This window comes from Microbulbifer taiwanensis (genome assembly GCF_014904815.1).
GTDB lineage: Bacteria > Pseudomonadota > Gammaproteobacteria > Pseudomonadales > Cellvibrionaceae > Microbulbifer > Microbulbifer taiwanensis.
On record NZ_JACZFR010000032.1, the window covers coordinates 26,982 to 43,752 of the forward strand.

Sequence of the window (16,771 nt, forward strand, 5' to 3'; positions counted from 1 at the left end):
ATCCACCCGCCCCTGGAAGCAACTTTACTCTCAGGTGTCGCCAGAGATAGTCACCCTTCGCCTTCTCCTGAGCGCAGCGGCACAGCAATTCATCACAAGCTACCTTAATGGTATCGTTTCCCCATCTTAATTGGCCGGACGCAACAATGCTCACCATATCCCCAATCCCCGCCTTCAGCGACAACTACATCTGGCACCTGCAGCAGGGCGGCGATCACTGGGTAGTGGACCCGGGCGACGCCCGGCCGGTATTTGACGCGCTGGATGACAAGCCCCTGAGCGGAATACTGATTACGCACCACCACCCGGACCACACCGGTGGTATTGCCGAGCTGCACCGGCACTACGGTTGCCCGGTATACGGCCCCGGCTCCATCGAGGGTGTCACCGAACCCCTGGCCAACGGCGACCAGCGCGAAATACTCGGGCAGCCAATGCAGGTCATGGACGTGCCCGGCCACACCCTCGACCACCTGGCCCTGCTGATCGAGGAGCCCGGATCAAACGGCACGCCCCAGCTGCACCTCTTCTGCGGTGACACCCTCTTCGCCGCCGGCTGCGGCCGCCTGTTCGAGGGGACACCAGTCCAGATGTACCAATCTCTGTCCAAGCTGGCCGCCCTGCCCCCGGAAACCCGGGTCTATTGCGCTCACGAATACACGCTGGCGAACCTGCACTTCGCCGAGGCGGTGGAACCGGGCAATGCCGCCATCCGCAACCGCATTGCAGAGAGCGAAAAATTACGGGCCGACGACCGCGCCACCCTGCCCTCCACCATTGGCGAGGAACTCGCCACAAACCCCTTCCTGCGCTGCCATATACCCGGCGTAGCGCGACGTGCAGCCAATCACGGCGCTAACGGCGGTACCGAAGACTCTGATGAAGTGGAGGTATTTGCCCGGTTGAGACGCTGGAAGGATAAATTTTAATCGATTACATGACATTTCCCTGGAGAGCGGCGATCTATCCGGCGTTTTGCGCAAAAACTAGCCGTTTCGCATTGACCGAAACTAATCGTGCTCTTTAGAATCAGACAATTACAACGAAAAGCTCAGGTGCAGTAAAAGATAAGCCGATTGGCACATCCTGAGCCTGGAAATTAGAAGAACGACTGCGGACACCAAGCATGGTTCACAAAAAATTTGCCGTCGCGCTCCTGGCAGCGGCGGTGGGGGCCTGTACGCAGATGCCGGATCAAAGCATCGCGCCCGGGAAACAAAATCTGCAGGGGCAGGAGACGGCCGCAATTGCTGCCAGTGGCGCCGATATCCTGAAACCGGCGGAGAAAGCCCTGCCGCCGGTAGATATCTGGGATCGCCTGCGCCGGGGTTTCCGCCTCGACCGCCGAATCGACGACCCCAAAGTCAAAGACTATATCGCCTATTACGCGCGCAACGAGGGCTATATGGCCCGGGTCACCGAGCGTTCGCGCCGCTATATCTTCCACGTCGCCGAGCAGCTGGAGCAGTCCAACCTGCCGTTGGAGCTGGCACTGCTGCCAATCGTCGAGAGTGCCTACGACCCCTTTGCCTATTCCCACGCCCGCGCCTCCGGCATGTGGCAGTTTATTCCAGCCACCGGCCGCTCCTTCGGCCTGCACGAAAACTGGTGGTACGACGGGCGCCGGGACGTGGCGGAATCCACCCGCGCCGCGGTTCAATACTTCACCTATCTTTCCAAACGCTTCAACGGCGACTGGGAACTGGCGATGGCGGCCTACAATGCCGGCGAAGGCACAGTCCGCCGGGCCATAGAGCGCAACCGGCGCCGCGGCCAGGGAACCAGCTTCTGGGACCTGAAGCTGCCGCGGGAAACCAAGCGCTACGTACCGCAATTACTGGCATTGGCAGAAGTGGTTTCCCGCCCCGATTACTACCGGGTGCCACTGCACGACGTCGCCAACCAGCCCTATTACACCGCGGTGGATGTCGGCAGCCAGATAGACCTGTCCCAGGCGGCGGAACTCGCCGACATAGAGATCGAGGAACTCTACCTGCTGAATCCCGGATTCAACCGCTGGGCCACGGATCCCAACGGCAATCACCGCCTACTGATCCCCGTGGAAAAGCAGGAGATATTCACTGCGGCCCTGGCGGACCTGCCAAGGGACCAGCGCGTCACCTGGCAACGCTATAAGATCGCCCGCGGCGATACTCTGTCCACCATCGCCCGCCGCTACGAAACCACCGTGGCGGCCATCCGTGAAGCCAACAAGCTCCGTGGCAATAGCATCCGCGCCGGCAAGACATTACTGATCCCGAGCGCCTCCGGCCCCGCAGGCCAGTATGCCTACGCACTGGACCAGCGCGTTAAGCGCCGCCAGTCCTCCGGCAGCGGCCGCAAGAGCAGCTACACGGTCAGGCCCGGAGACACCCTCTGGGGCATAGCGCGATCACTTGATGTCAGCGTGCGCCAGCTGGCCAGCTGGAACAGCATGGCGCCGGGCGACACACTACGCCCGGGACGCACCCTGGTCGCCTATGGCGGCAGCGACAACAGCAGTCGCACCACCCGCAAGCTCTCCTATCGTGTGCGCAGCGGCGACTCTCTCTATCGCATCGCCAGTAAGTTCCGCATTGATATCGACGATATCCTGCGCTGGAACAAGATCAGCAAATCCAGCCACCTGCAGCCGGGGCAGCGCCTGACACTGTTTGTCGACAGCGCGGCCAGCGGCTGATCGCTGGCCAGGAGTGCAACAATCAAAAAAGCCCGCAATTGCGGGCTTTTTTGTTGATGCGATTCGGTGATGGACGACCTCTCCAGACCACTCATCACCGCCCACCAATCACTTCTCCTGGATTTCAATATCCGCCTGATCGGCCAGGTATTTCTGCACAGCGGCGAGTTCCGCGCCGCCGTTGACCGATGCCAGCTGCTGCACCAGTGCCCAACGCTGCTCGCTGCTCTGGCGCGACAGGTCGCCGCGGCGTACGTCGCGCAATTTCAGCACAACCAGGTCGCCATCGCTGGTAGCGAAGGTGGCCACGATATCCCCGCGGGAGCCCGGCGCCTCGAGTGCAAATGCCTCTTCGATAATCTCGCCGCGCTCACCAAAACCGCCACGACGGGTCTTGTCGCTGGTTTCCAGGGTCAGCTCCTGGGCCTCTGCCAGCTCAGAGAAGTCTCCACCGGCTTCCAACTGCTCTTTCAGTTGCTGGGCACGGCTCGCCAGCTGCTCGCTGGCCTTGTCGCGCTTCAGCCGCTGGACTATCTGCTGCTTCACCTCTTCCAGCGGATAGACACCGGCCGGCTTGTGCTCAGCCACTTTGAGAACCACCGAGTGCTCATTGGTCAGGTTCAGTACGTCAGAGGTATTGCCATCCTCCTTAACCTCCGGCGCAAAGGCCGCAGCAACCACCTTGTCGTTGGCCGCAATACCCGCACCACCCTGGCGGCTGAACAGCGCGCTGGTCTGCAACGGTACACCCAACTCTTCGGCGGGACCGGCCAGATTGTCAGCGTTGTAGGCGAGATCCGCCAGTCGCCCCAGGGCACCGACGAATTCGCGCTCGGCCTCGGCATTGCGCAACTGTGCGGTAATCGCGGCTTTGCGTTCCTCAAAGGTCGGTGGCTCGGCGTCTTCGATCGCCAGCAACTTGATAATGTGGGTGCCGCTGTCGGTGGTTACCGGCCCGGAAACCTGGCCGACTTCCAGGGATGCCAACGCCTCCTCGAAAGCTTCCGGGAAAACGTCTCCGCTGGTAAAACCGAGATCGCCGCCCTCTTCGCGAGAGCCAAAGTCGTCCGAATAGGTCTTGGCCAGCTCGGCGAAATCTTCACCCGCGTCCAGTTTGGCCTGAATCTCGGCAACCTTTGCCTGATCGGCCTCCTCCAGCAGGATATGGGCGGCGTGGCGCCGTATATCGGCGCGGAAGCTGGCGGCTTCCTGCTCATACTGGGCGCGCACGTCCTGCTCCGATACATCGATATTGGCAGCGAACAGTTCCGGCTTCAGCTCAATATATTCGATGGCGACCTGCTCCGGACGCTGGAACTGGCCCTGGTTGTCCTGATAGTACTGTTCGACCTCACTATCGCTCACTGTCATCGTTTCCAGCAAGTCCTGCACCGGCAAGACGGTGTAATCGAAATCGCGCTCTTCCATGGATACAGCTACCACCTGTTCGGCATCATTCCGGGTGGTGAAGGCGCTGTCAGTCACACCATCGGCGTACTGCTGCAGGACCAGGTCGCGCTCCATGACCTGGCGAAAGCTGGCCGGGCTGTAGCCCATACGGCGCAGTGCGTCGCGAAATATCTGCGGGTCAAACTTGCCACCCGCCTGGAAACCGGGAATCTGCACCGTTTCCCGATCCACGATCGCGGCACTCATCACCATACCGCTGTCCTGGGCCGCCTGGCGCATCACAGAACCGGTGACCAGTTGTTGCAGTACCGGTTCGCGCAACCGCTCGTCGCTCAGCAGGTCTGCAGGGACATTCTCACCGTACTGGCTCATGATCATATTACGGCGATTCTGAATCGCGCGCTGCAGATCCAGGTTGCTGATCGTTTCACCGTTTACCTCTGCCACCGCATCGGCGGCACCGCCACTGGCACCGGTGAAAAAATCAATTCCCCCGATGACCATAATGAAACCGAAAAAGCCCGCAACTATGATTGCAGCAGTGCCTTTCAGGTTATCTCGCATGGACTGAAGCATGCTCGGCTCCGTAAGTTAACTCTATTACCTGAACCCGTGGTTTCAGGTGCTTATTATTACCAGATACAAATCGCTGGGGCCGAAGACCACCGCGAACACCTGGAGCGGCCGGACCGCGATTTTAGTCAGCTTTTGCTGCCCCGACGGGGTGAGGGCCATGGATGGCCCGAAACAAAAAAGGCGCATCCAATTGATACGCCTCCCTGAAGCTTCGACTTGTAAACGAGGCTTCTCAAATTACCGCATGACTTAGTTGACGGCGTCCTTCAGGGCTTTACCGGCCTTGAAGTTCGGGATTTTTGCCGCGGCGATTTCGATCGGGTCGCCGGTGCGCGGGTTGCGGCCGGTGCGGGCAGCGCGCTCTTTCACGGCGAAAGTACCAAAACCTACCAGAGCAACCTGATCCCCTTTCTTCAGGGCACCAGTGATGCTATCTACCATTGCGTCCAGAGCACGGCCAGCTGCTGCTTTCGGAATATCTGCAGATGCGGCAATCGCTTCAATCAGTTCGGACTTATTCACGCTTAATCCCTCTGTTCTTTTCTAGGTATGTTTTGGGTACCCACATCCGGGGTACCTCTGCGTTCGAGCCTTCAATCGCCGGCAATTTTGGCGCCGGTCAATAAGGCCCGTTTTATACCAACTGCCCCGTAGCGGGTCAAGGAACCATGCGGGTTTCCGGGCAGTTGGACAATTCTCCAGCAGCTTTTTACTGCGGAAAGTTTATTTTTTAGCCTAATGCGGCCAAAGGGCATCCAATGATGCCCCGCAAACGGCTCAGTGAGTTTGCATGGAGCGCTGGGAACGCTCTTCGGCCTGTTTTTGCAGAGCGGAATACTCTTCATCGGACAGAGATTCCGGCTTGTGCTCGAGAGCCAGTTCCAGCACCTGGTCAATCCATTTGACAGGCTTGATCACCAGGTCCTGCAGGATATTATCCGGAATATCCTTCAGATCCCGCTCGTTGTCCGCCGGAATCAATACGGTCTTGATGCCGCCGCGATGCGCCGCCAACAACTTCTCCTTTAGACCACCGATACGCAAAACTTCTCCGCGCAGAGTAATCTCACCGGTCATGGCCACCTCGGAGCGCACCGGAATATTGGTGAGCACCGATGCCAGCGCGGTGCACATTGCGATACCGGCGGAAGGTCCATCCTTCGGCGTCGCCCCCTCAGGCACATGGATATGAATATCCCGCGTCTCGTGGAAGTCCGGTGCTATACCGAGGGCTTGGGAGCGTGCGCGAACCACCGTCAGGGCCGCCTGTATGGACTCCTGCATCACGTCCCCCAGAGAGCCGGTCTTGATGACCCGCCCTTTGCCCGGTACCGCAGAGGATTCGATGCTGAGCAGCTCCCCACCCACCTCGGTCCAGGCCAGGCCGGTAACCAGGCCTATCTTGTTTTCCTCCTCGGCACGGCCGAAATCAAACCTGCGCACGCCGAGCAGTTCCTCCAGCTGCTCCGGCACCACGGTGACCTTGTTGCTGGTCTGCTCGCGCACATGCTTGGTTACCACCTTGCGACAGACTTTCGCTATTTCGCGGTCCAGGTTGCGCACGCCGGCCTCGCGGGTGTAATAGCGCACAATATCCCGCACCGTATCGTCGGCCAGCGCCAGCTCATCCTCTTTCAGGCCTGCGGCCTGACGCTGCTTCGGCACCAGGTAACGCTGGGCGATATTCAGCTTTTCGTCCTCGGTGTAACCGGGCAGACGAATGACTTCCATCCGGTCCAGCAGTGGGCCGGGAATATTCATGGAGTTGGAAGTGCAGACGAACATTACGTCAGACAGGTCGTAGTCCACTTCCAGGTAGTGATCGTTGAACGATTTGTTCTGTTCCGGATCGAGCACTTCCAGCAACGCCGATGCCGGATCGCCGCGGTGGTCCATACCCATCTTGTCGACTTCGTCGAGCAGGAACAATGGATTCTTCACGCCGACCTTGGAAATCTTCTGGATCAGCTTTCCGGGCAGAGAGCCGATATAAGTACGGCGATGGCCGCGAATTTCCGCCTCGTCGCGCACACCGCCGAGCGCCATGCGCACATATTTGCGGTTAGTCGCGCGGGCAATGGACTGACCGAGAGAGGTCTTGCCCACGCCGGGGGGGCCCACCAGGCAGAGAATCGGGCCTTTTACTTTCTTGACCCGCTTCTGCACGGCAAGGTACTCAAGTATCCGCTCTTTGACCTCCTCCAGGCCGTAGTGCTCTTTCTCGAGAATCTCTTCCGCTTTTTTCAGGTCGTGGCGCACGCGGCTGGCTTTTTTCCAGGGCACGCTCAACATCCAGTCGATATAGCTGCGCAATACCGACGCCTCCGCAGACATGGGCGACATCATTTTCAGCTTGCCCATTTCTGCGCGGGTTTTCTTTTCCGCCTCGGCAGACATGCCGGACTCCGCGATTTTTTTCTCCAGCTCCTCGATCTCGTTGGGCTCTTCGGTAATTTCACCCAACTCTTTCTGAATGGCCTTCATCTGCTCATTCAGATAGTACTCGCGCTGGCTCTTTTCCATCTGCTTCTTGACCCGGCCGCGAATGCGCTTTTCCACTTGGATCAGGTCAATCTCCGAATCCATCAGACCGAGCAGGTGTTCGAGTCGCTCCTTCACGCTGGCGGTTTCCAACAGCTCCTGCTTCTGGTTCAACTCCAGCGACATATGCGCGGCAATAGTATCCGCCAGGCGCCCCGGCTCATCGATGCCGGACAGAGAGGTAATGACCTCATTGGGCACCTTCTTGCTGACAGAGACATACTGCTCAAACTGGGTCATCGCCGAGCGCACCAACGCCTCGGCCTCCGCCTCCGGCAGCTCCTCGGTTGCCATAGGCTCGACAGTCGCACGGTAGTGGCCGTCGCCCTCGGTGACTTCAGTGATATTGACTCGCTGGCTGCCTTCCACCAGCACCTTCACGGTCCCGTCGGGCAGCTTCAGCAATTGCAGCACGCTCGCAACGGTGCCGATACGATAGATATCGTCGGCGCCGGGATCATCTTCCGAAGCCTTGCGCTGCGCCACCAGCAGTACCTGCTTGTCACTGCGCATCGCCTCTTCCAGGGCGTCGATGGATTTCTCCCGGCCGACAAACAGCGGGATAACCATATGCGGGTATACGACGACATCGCGCAGCGGCAACAGCGGATATTCATGTGTGGTGTCGGATGGCTGATCCATAGAACTCCTCTCGGCCCGATCACTGGGTAGTTGGCGCGGCTCAATGCGGCTATTTGGGAATACAGCTTACTCTGGGCCGCCGCCTGTCAGTTGCTAGAGATGGGGGGGCGGCGACCGGAATACAAGTCTAATCTAACGGCGAATTTGTGCCGAACTCGATGACGGGGTTCAAAATCACCTTGCCAGGGCAGCCGACGCGGGTCTGCACAAAATCCATTGCCCTCCACCCTCGAGCTGCGATCCATAAAAAAAGCCCCAATTTGGGGCTTTTTCAGATCACCGCCGGCTATCACTCTTCCGGCGCCGCCTTCTGCGGTTGCGCTTCGCTCTCGTACACCAATAAAGGCGCCGATTCTCCCTTGATGACCGCCTCGTCAATCACGACCTTGGCGACATTGTCGGTAGAGGGGATATCGTACATGGTTTCCAGCAGGACCGATTCCATGATGGATCGCAGCCCGCGGGCGCCGGTCTTGCGCTCCATTGCCTTGGTTGCCACCGCATCCAGGGCATCCGGACGAAAATCCAGCTCCACATCTTCCATTTCAAACAGCTTGGCGTACTGCTTGGTCAGGGCGTTGCGCGGCTCGGTCAGAATCTTGACCAGGGCAATGCGGTCCAGTTCTTCCAGGGTCGCGGTAACCGGCAACCGGCCGACGAATTCCGGAATCAGGCCGTAGCGTACCAGGTCTTCCGGCTCCAGATCGCGTAGTATCTGGCCGAAATTGCTGTCACCATCCTTGGACTTCACCTCGGCACCGAAGCCGATTCCGCCCTTCTCGGAACGGTCGCGGATCACCTTGTCGAGCCCGGCAAAGGCACCGCCGCAGATAAACAGGATATTGGAGGTATCCACCTGCAGGAATTCCTGCTGCGGATGCTTGCGTCCGCCCTGGGGCGGCACCGAGGCAACGGTGCCCTCGATCAGCTTCAGCAGCGCCTGCTGTACGCCCTCGCCGGACACATCACGGGTAATGGACGGGTTGTCGGATTTGCGCGAAATCTTGTCAATTTCGTCGATATAGACGATGCCCTGCTGGGCCTTTTCGACGTCGTAGTCGCACTTCTGCAACAACTTCTGGATAATATTTTCCACGTCCTCGCCCACGTAACCGGCTTCGGTCAGCGTGGTGGCATCGGCGATGGTAAAGGGCACGTTGAGCAGGCGCGCCAGGGTCTCTGCCAACAGCGTCTTGCCGCTGCCAGTGGGACCTACCAGCAGGATATTGGACTTGCTGAGTTCGACATCTTCCTTGCCCTTGACGCCGGTCTTACTGCGCAGGCGCTTGTAGTGGTTGTACACAGCCACCGCCAGCACCCGCTTGGCGCGCTCCTGGCCGATCACGTACTGATCGAGGATTTCAGTGATTTCGCGCGGTGTGGGCAGGCGGCCCTCGGGACCTTCGGAGGTTTCCTGCACCTCTTCACGAATAATATCGGTGCACAACTCGACGCATTCGTCACAGATAAAGACGGACGGGCCCGCGATCAGCTTGCGCACTTCCTGCTGGCTCTTGCCACAGAAAGAACAGTACAGCAGTTTGCCGTTGTCTTCTCCGCTGCTCTGGTCGGTCATCAAAATACTCCGTGGTGTTTCGGCCAGCCGGGGCCCATCGTCGGTCACCTCTAAAATCTACTGCGCGTGCGCCTGGCGGCATCCGGCGGGCTCACAATCCACATGTACTAAAAGTACACTCCGGTTGCTACGCTCCGGCGACCACCACCAGCCACCCGCTCGCTACGATTTCTAGAGGCGCCCATTTGTTTCTATAGCAAGATGCTGTCTTTTGGCGCCTTTTTCAAGCCCTTTGTGCCGAGACGGGCCGGAGACCCGTCCACTGCCGCCGGCAACGCCACCAGCGGCTCAAAGTTATCAGCAGGCGGGTTTATTTTTCCAACGCCTGGCGCTGCGAGAGCACATCGTCCACAAGACCGTATTCCCTGGCCTCGTCGGCGCTCAAAAAATGATCGCGCTCGGTATCCCGCTCGATATCACTCACCGAGCGGCCCGCGTGATGGGCCATCAGCTCGTTCAGGCGCTGGCGGATCTTCAGGATTTCCTGTGCGTGAATATGGATATCGCTCGCCTGCCCTTGAGCGCCGCCGCTCGGCTGGTGGATCATCACCCGGGAATTGGGCGTGGCAAAACGCTTGCCATTGGCACCGGCAGTGAGCAGGAAGGCACCCATGCTGCAGGCCTGGCCTATGCACATGGTGCTGACATCCGGCTTGATAAACTGCATGGTGTCGTAAATGGACATACCCGCAGTTACCGATCCACCAGGGGAGTTGATATAGAGGTGGATATCCTTGTCGGGGTTTTCCGCTTCCAGGAAGAGCAGCTGCGCCACCACCAGGTTGGCCATATGGTCTTCCACGGGACCCACCAGGAAAATGACCCGCTCTTTCAGCAGGCGCGAGTATATATCGAATGAGCGCTCGCCCCGGGCAGTCTGCTCCACCACCATGGGTACCAGCCCGGTGGCTTTCGGATCAATCGAGGACTCGAGGGGATAGTCAAAACGTGCCATAGATACCGTAGCTTCCTTTTGTGGCGTATTAGGCGAGTCAATCCCTGGCACAGGCTGCCAGAGGCTGAAAATTCGGTTTTTCTGAGCTTAACCGGTCATGCGCGAGAAAGCCAGCCGGCAAATAAAGGAAGGGAGAAGGTTGGCGACCGCCCTATTGCGGTCGCCAACTGGCAGGGCAACTGTTGAGTTTAGCCCTGCTGCTGAGGCTTGATAACGTCGTCGTAGCTGCTCTTGACCTCTTCAACCTTGGCGGCCTCGAGAACAAAGTCCACCACCTGGTCTTCCAGCACCACAGACTCTACGCCAGACAGCAGTTCGCGGTTGTTGTAGTAGTACTCGACCACTTCTTCCGGCTGCTGGTAGGTAGAGGCCAGCTCTTCCACCTTGGCCTTGACGCGATCCGCATCCACAGAAAGCTTGTTCTGCTTGACGATTTCGCCGACCACCAAACCCAGTACGACGCGGCGCTTGGCCTGGTCTTCGAACATGGCGTCCGGCAGCATCTTCTCTGCGTCTTCCATTTTGATCTGGCCGCCAAACTGCTGCACCATCTGGCCGCGCAGGGTGCGAACCTCACCGGCCACCAGCGCCGCAGGCAGTTCTACCGGATGTTTTTCAAACAGCTGGTCCATGACCTGGGTCTTGACCTTGTTCAGGGCTGCATTTTTCAGCTCGCGCTGCATGTTGCCGCGCACTTCTTCGCGGAACTTCTCTTCACCGCCCTCTTCCACGCCGTAGGTCTTGAAGAACTCTTCGTCCAGCTCCGGCAGTTCAGGCTTTTCGGAAGCGCTAACCTTGATGTTGAAAGTCACCGCGGCGCCGCGCAGCTCTTCCGCCTGGTAGTCTTCCGGGAAGGTAACGTCGATATCCTTCTCTTCACCCGGCTTCATGCCCAGGATGCCGTCTTCAAAGCCCGGAATCATCTGGCCGGATCCCAGCACCAACTGGTGGCCTTCCGCCTTGCCGCCCTCGAACTCCTCGCCATCCTTGCGGCCGACGAAGTCGATGGTCACACGGTCGCCTTTCTGCGCCTTGCGCTTGGTTTCCTTCCAGCTCTGCTGCTGCTTGCGGAGGACATCGACCATGTTGTCGACATCTTTGTCGGTCACTTCGGCAACCGGGCGCTCGACACTGACCTCAGCCAGGTCTGTCAGCTCCACTTCGGGGTACACCTCGAAGGTGGCGACGTATTCCAGGTTTTCACCCGGCTCGCTCTTGACGACCTCGATGCTCGGCTGGCCGGCAGGCTTTACATCCTGCTTCTGCACTGCGTCGTAGAAGGAGCGGCCCAGGACATCGCCGACAACTTCCTGACGCACACCGGCACCGTAGCGCTGGCGCACAACCTTCAACGGCACCTTGCCCTTGCGGAAACCGTTTACGCGGACATTCTTGGCCGCCTGCTGAAGGCGCTTGTCCACTTCCTGATCGACGATTTCTGCCGGCAAATTAACCGTTAAACGACGCTCCAGGCCGGAAGTTGTTTCGATGGAAACCTGCATGTTAATCCTCGTGAGATTATCTCTTTTTACTCGCGCCGCAGCGCCAACTTATACCGGGGCGCCGGGACTCTGCCGGTCGACCGCCTCACATGGCATCTGTATCGGAATTGCGCGGCAATTGCCGACTGTCGCCAAATACAAACAGCCCGCACCTGCCCTGTTCGGCCAGGTGATGCGGACTGCATAAATCCTTGATTGGTGGGGACGGGGAGACTTGAACTCCCACACCTTGCGGCACCAGAACCTAAATCTGGCGTGTCTACCAATTCCACCACGTCCCCGAAATCCGCCTCGACGCTAACTCATTGATATTCCTGCAATTTAGCGCAAAAACATCGGACCCCAGCGACGAGGGGAGCAGATTGTGCCACAGGCGCCTGAGGGCTTCAACAAAATGCCATTCCACGGCGCTTCCGACGCGAAAAAAACAGGCTCAAAAGGCACCCGCGATACACAAAAGCAGAGGGCGCCGCGAAGGCGCCCTCTTTGACCGGATTGCGGTATCGATCACACTCTCTCAACAATGGTCGTAATGCCCTGCCCGAGACCAATACACATGGTGGAGACTCCCAGGGTACCGCCCTCGTTCTGCATCACCGACAGCAGAGTACCGGTGATGCGCACGCCGGAACAGCCGAAGGGGTGACCCAGTGCGATGGCGCCGCCATAGAGGTTCACCTTCTCGTCCATCTTGTCGAGCAGCTTCAGATCCTTCAACACAGGCAGCGCCTGGGCGGCGAAGGCCTCGTTCAGCTCCACCTTGTCGATGTCATCGATGGACAGGCCGGCACTCTTCAGCGCCTTCTGGGTGGAGGGCACCGGGCCGTAACCCATGATGGAGGGATCCACCCCGGCCAGCGCCATATCGCGCACCTTGGCGATGGGCGTCAGACCCAGAGACTGGGCACGCTCGGCGGACATCATCAGCATCACTGAGGCGCCGTCGGTGATCTGCGACGAAGTACCCGCAGTCACCTGGCCGTGCTTGGGATCAAACGCCGGGCGCAGCTGTGCCAGCCCCTCGACGGTGGTGTCTGGGCGGATGGTCTGGTCGGTTTCCACCAGGAAGGGCACGCCATCGTCGTCGTGACCCTCGATGGCGATAATTTCCCGGCTGAACTTCCCGGCTTCTGTGGCCGCGGCAGCACACTGGTGCGAACGGGCACCGAACTCGTCCATCTGCTGGCGCTGGATGCCGTGCATCATCGCCAGGTATTCCGCGGTCATACCCATGGAGCCGGCGGCCTTGGCCATATTGCGACCCAGTATCGGGTTGGGGCTCACATGCTCCATCATGTTCAGGTGGCCCATATGCTCGACACCGCCGACCACATAGACGTCACCCAGGCCGGAGCGGATATTGGCCGCCGCGGTGTGCAGGGCCGACATGGAGGAGCCGCACAGGCGGTTCACTGTCTGCGCCGGCACAGTATGCGGCAGGCCGGCACGCAGACCAATAAAACGGGCCACGTTGAAGCCCTGCTCGTCGCGCTGCATCACGCAGCCCCAGATCAGGTCGTCGATCTCGGCCGGATCCAGCCTGTCATTGCGCTGCAGGAATTTTTTCAACAGCTCCGCAGACATGTCGTCGGCACGCACATTGCGGTAAACGCCGTTCTTGGAGCGGCCCATGGCCGTGCGCGCGTAGTCGACGATTACGGCATCTCTAGGATTTAAACTCATTTTCAATCTCCAATCTTGCCGCAGGAGCGGCCAGTGGCCGCTCCCACAGGGAGCTATCAGTTGCTTTTGTAGTAGGTCTCGCCCTTGGCGGCCATTTCACGCATGCGCTCGGTGGGCTGGTACAGTTCGCCCAGGTCGGCGTACTTGTCGGCCATCTTCACGAACTCGTCTAGGCCAATACTGTCCAGCCAGGCGAAGATGCCGCCGCGGAAAGGCGGGAAGCCGATGCCGTAGATCAGCGCCATATCGGCCTCGGCCGGCGAATCGACGATACCCTCTTCAAGGCAACGCGCCAGCTCGGTGGCCATGGGCACCATCATGCGCTCGATAACCTCGTCTTTCTCGAAGTCGCGGCGATCGGCCACATGCGGCTTGAGCAACTCGTAAGACTCTTCGGTGGCCACTTTCTTCGGCCGACCTTTCTTGTCCTCTTCGTAGTTGTAGAAGCCCTTGTCGTTCTTCTGGCCGTAGCGCCCAGCTTCGTACATCACATCGGAGGCAGCGGTGAAGGTCTTGCCCATTCGCTCCGGGAAACCCTCAGCCATGACTTTTTCCGCGTGCACGCCGGTATCGATACCGACCACGTCCATCAGGTATGCCGGACCCATGGGCCAGCCCCAGCGCTCCATCACCTTGTCCACTGCCTGGAAGTCGGCGCCGTCACGCACCAGCATCGCGAAGCCGGCGAAGTAAGGGAACAGAACCCGGTTAACCAGGAATCCGGGGCAGTCGCGCACCACGATGGCCTTCTTGCCCATCTTGTTCGCATAGGCGACGACGCGGGCGATGGCGTTGTCGGAGGTCTTCTCACCACGAATCACCTCCACCAGCGGCATCTTGTGCACCGGGTTGAAGAAGTGCATCCCGAGGAAGTTCTCCGGGCGCGCCAGCGGCTCGGCCAGGTGATCGATGGAGATGGTGGAGGTGTTGGAGGCGATGACCGTGTCCTCACTCACCTTGCCTTCCACTTCCTTCAGCACCGCGTGTTTCACTTTCGGGTTTTCGACAACCGCCTCGACGACCACATCGACATCGCCGAATCCGTCGTAGCTCAGGGTGGGCTCGATGCGGTTCAGCACCTCACCCATCTTGGCTGGAGTCAGGCGGCCGCGATCAACCAGCTTGGACAGCAGCTTGTTGGCCTCTTTCAGGCCGAGATCGATGCCGTCCTGGGCGATATCCTTCATCTTGATGGGCGTGCCCTTGTAGGCAGACTGGTAGGCGATACCGCCGCCCATGATGCCTGCACCCAGCACCGCGGCGCGTTCGATTTTCTTGTCCGCTTTCTTCTCCCAACCCTTGGCGACCTTGCCGATGGCCTGGTCGTTCAGGAACAACCCCACCAGGGACTTGGCAGTTCCGGTCTGGGCGCAGAAGATAAACTGCTCCTGCTCTATTTTCAGGGCCTCGTCGCGACCAACCTTGTAGCCCTGCTCGATGGAAGTGACCGCGGCTACCGGAGACGGGTAGTTCTTGCCCGCCTGCTGGCCGACAAAGGCCTTGGTGGTGAAGAAGGCCATCAGCGCTTCGGTGTCGTTGAGCGGAATCGGGGATTTTTTGATTTCACGGCGGGACTGGTAGTCCAGTTCGCCGTCGATGGCGCGGCCGAGGAGTTTTAGCGCGGCGTCTTTCAACTTGTCGGTGGGCACTACTGCGTCCACTGCGTGCGCGGTCAGTGCGGCGTCCGGACGCTGCTCCTTACCGGCGGCGATCCACTCGGCGGCCACATCCACACCCACAATGCGCGGCAGACGCACTGTGCCGCCCCAGCCGGGAATCAGGCCCAGCTTCACTTCCGGCAGCCCCACTTTGGCCTGGTCGCCCATCACACGGTAGTCACAGCCGAGACACACCTCGAAACCGCCGCCCAGTGCGTAGCCATTGATGGCGACAACGGTCGGCACCGGCAGGTCTTCCAGGCGATTGATGTTCTCGTTGTTCTTGTTCATCAGGTCCGCGATACCTTCCGGGCCGGCGGAGAAAGCGCCGCCGAATTCGGTGATATCGGCGCCGACGATAAACACGCCCTTACCGCTGGTCAGCAGCACACCCTTTACGCCGTCCGCGGCCTCTATGGCGTCCAGCGCCTGGGAAAGTTCTGTAACTGTCAGGCGATTGAACTTGTTGACGGATTCGCCCTGCAGGTCGAAATTGAGCTCGGCGATGCCGTTGTCCAGCATCTGCACCGATAGCGCTTTGCCACTAAATAACATTGATTGACCTCTTTTATTCGGGGCCCCTGGCCCAGGGTCGGATTTGTTCTGCGACCGCGAATCCCGCGCCCGCCGTGTGCGGTGACGCAAAGACTGATTACGGTCAGCCAGCTGTATTATCGGGGTTAGTATAGCCAGATTCAAACGATTGTTTGAATACTATTTTCTTACAAACCGAATGGCAGTAAATGTGTCGGGGCACAGATATTGACCAGCCATTCAGCCAGTCGCGAGAGAAGGCAGGGCAAGTCTATATCCAATAGCGCGGGCAAATCACCATGCTGGCGCCGCCTGCATTCAGTTCCAGGCACAAAGAAAGATCACTGCGGGAGTCAGGCGCTGAGCGCGCCCTCTAGATAGACGATCATACGCTGGGAGGCGAGTTGGCGCTGACCAGGACACAGTCGCAGTCGCCAGGATTGCGGAAACGGTGCGGCCGGCGACTGCTGAAATAATAGCCATCCCCGGGCCCCAGCAGTGCTGTCTCCGCACCCACGGTCACCTCCAGCTGCCCGGCCACCACAATACCGCCCTCTTCGCCTTCATGGCTGAGCAGTTCCGGCCCCGTATCCTGCCCGGGCGGGTAGACCTCGTAGAGAATGGACATATCCCGCTTGCTATTGCTGGCACCCAGCAGCCGGTACTGAATCGGACCAGTGCCGACGTTAGGCATTTCATCCGCGCGAAAGAAAACCTGGGGATTGTCGTCGAATTGCAGGGTGAAGAACTCGGCCAGCGACATGGGAATGCCGTCCAGTACCTTCTTGAGGGAACCGACCGACGGGCTGACGCGCCCCTGCTCTATCAGGGATATGGTGGCATTGGTCACTCCGGCGCGCTTGGCCAGTTCGCGCTGGGACAGGCCGTGCATCTTGCGCACCGCTTTCAGGCGCACGCCGATGTCGTCACCGCCCCTGGCTTCCGGTGGCTGAATTACCGAGTCCATATTCATAGTGATCTGTGGTGAGTGATGAGTGGATAGTGTGCCGCAAA

General features: G+C 59.4%; 11 protein-coding genes and 1 tRNA gene. 2 read left to right on the top strand and 10 right to left on the bottom strand.

All coding sequences use genetic code 11. The features are described from left to right. Positions 1–146: 146 nt before the first annotated feature. Together gloB and IG627_RS12420 are read left to right on the top strand one after the other, a co-directional pair. Positions 147–929: a hydroxyacylglutathione hydrolase gene (gene gloB, locus IG627_RS12415; RefSeq protein WP_193192691.1), complete on the top strand. Its 783-nt coding sequence runs from the start codon at positions 147–149 to the stop codon at positions 927–929. Positions 930–1,126: 197 nt separating this feature from the next. Continuing rightward, positions 1,127–2,680: a LysM peptidoglycan-binding domain-containing protein gene (locus IG627_RS12420; protein WP_193192692.1), complete on the top strand. Its 1,554-nt coding sequence runs from the start codon at positions 1,127–1,129 to the stop codon at positions 2,678–2,680. A gap of 108 nt (positions 2,681–2,788) precedes the next feature. Here the strand turns inward: IG627_RS12420 and IG627_RS12425 are convergent, their stop codons facing one another. From IG627_RS12425 to IG627_RS12470, 10 genes are all read right to left on the bottom strand, one after another. Next, positions 2,789–4,666, bottom strand: coding sequence for a SurA N-terminal domain-containing protein (locus IG627_RS12425; protein ID WP_193192693.1), 1,878 nt, complete (start codon positions 4,664–4,666; stop codon positions 2,789–2,791). Between the two features lie 249 nt (positions 4,667–4,915). After that, on the bottom strand, positions 4,916–5,188 hold the full coding sequence (locus IG627_RS12430; RefSeq protein WP_193165395.1) for an HU family DNA-binding protein: 273 nt from the start codon (positions 5,186–5,188) through the stop codon (positions 4,916–4,918). Between the two features lie 255 nt (positions 5,189–5,443). Beyond that, complete coding sequence (gene lon / locus IG627_RS12435) at positions 5,444–7,849, bottom strand: endopeptidase La (RefSeq protein WP_193192694.1); 2,406 nt, start codon at positions 7,847–7,849, stop codon at positions 5,444–5,446. Positions 7,850–8,138: 289 nt separating this feature from the next. Beyond that, complete coding sequence (clpX, locus tag IG627_RS12440; RefSeq protein WP_193192695.1) at positions 8,139–9,425, bottom strand: ATP-dependent Clp protease ATP-binding subunit ClpX; 1,287 nt, start codon at positions 9,423–9,425, stop codon at positions 8,139–8,141. 310 nt (positions 9,426–9,735) lie between these two features. Further along, on the bottom strand, positions 9,736–10,380 hold the full coding sequence (gene clpP / locus IG627_RS12445) for an ATP-dependent Clp endopeptidase proteolytic subunit ClpP (protein WP_193192696.1): 645 nt from the start codon (positions 10,378–10,380) through the stop codon (positions 9,736–9,738). Between the two features lie 188 nt (positions 10,381–10,568). Continuing rightward, positions 10,569–11,882: a trigger factor gene (gene tig, locus IG627_RS12450; RefSeq protein WP_193192697.1), complete on the bottom strand. Its 1,314-nt coding sequence runs from the start codon at positions 11,880–11,882 to the stop codon at positions 10,569–10,571. A 196-nt stretch (positions 11,883–12,078) separates the two neighbouring features. Next, positions 12,079–12,163, bottom strand: a tRNA-Leu gene (locus IG627_RS12455). A gap of 226 nt (positions 12,164–12,389) precedes the next feature. Beyond that, complete coding sequence (fadA, locus tag IG627_RS12460; protein ID WP_193192698.1) at positions 12,390–13,565, bottom strand: acetyl-CoA C-acyltransferase FadA; 1,176 nt, start codon at positions 13,563–13,565, stop codon at positions 12,390–12,392. Positions 13,566–13,621: 56 nt separating this feature from the next. After that, a complete protein-coding gene (fadB, locus tag IG627_RS12465) occupies positions 13,622–15,778 on the bottom strand; it encodes a fatty acid oxidation complex subunit alpha FadB (protein ID WP_193192699.1) in 2,157 nt (718 codons plus the stop codon). Between the two features lie 364 nt (positions 15,779–16,142). Next, positions 16,143–16,724, bottom strand: coding sequence for a cupin domain-containing protein (locus IG627_RS12470; protein ID WP_193192700.1), 582 nt, complete (start codon positions 16,722–16,724; stop codon positions 16,143–16,145). Between the last annotated feature and the right edge of the window lie 47 nt (positions 16,725–16,771).

Bases quoted from the DNA above. Each gene is read 5' to 3' on its own strand.
- fadB (WP_193192699.1), bottom strand. From the start codon at position 15,778: ATGTTATTTAGTGGCAAAGCGCTATCGGTGCAGATGCTGGACAACGGC.
- clpX (WP_193192695.1), bottom strand. From the start codon at position 9,425: ATGACCGACCAGAGCAGCGGAGAAGACAACGGCAAACTGCTGTACTGT.
- IG627_RS12425 (WP_193192693.1), bottom strand. From the start codon at position 4,666: ATGCTTCAGTCCATGCGAGATAACCTGAAAGGCACTGCTGCAATCATA.
- IG627_RS12420 (WP_193192692.1), top strand. From the start codon at position 1,127: ATGGTTCACAAAAAATTTGCCGTCGCGCTCCTGGCAGCGGCGGTGGGG.
- IG627_RS12470 (WP_193192700.1), bottom strand. From the start codon at position 16,724: ATGGACTCGGTAATTCAGCCACCGGAAGCCAGGGGCGGTGACGACATC.
- lon (WP_193192694.1), bottom strand. From the start codon at position 7,849: ATGGATCAGCCATCCGACACCACACATGAATATCCGCTGTTGCCGCTG.
- fadA (WP_193192698.1), bottom strand. From the start codon at position 13,565: ATGAGTTTAAATCCTAGAGATGCCGTAATCGTCGACTACGCGCGCACG.
- tig (WP_193192697.1), bottom strand. From the start codon at position 11,882: ATGCAGGTTTCCATCGAAACAACTTCCGGCCTGGAGCGTCGTTTAACG.
- clpP (WP_193192696.1), bottom strand. From the start codon at position 10,380: ATGGCACGTTTTGACTATCCCCTCGAGTCCTCGATTGATCCGAAAGCC.
- gloB (WP_193192691.1), top strand. From the start codon at position 147: ATGCTCACCATATCCCCAATCCCCGCCTTCAGCGACAACTACATCTGG.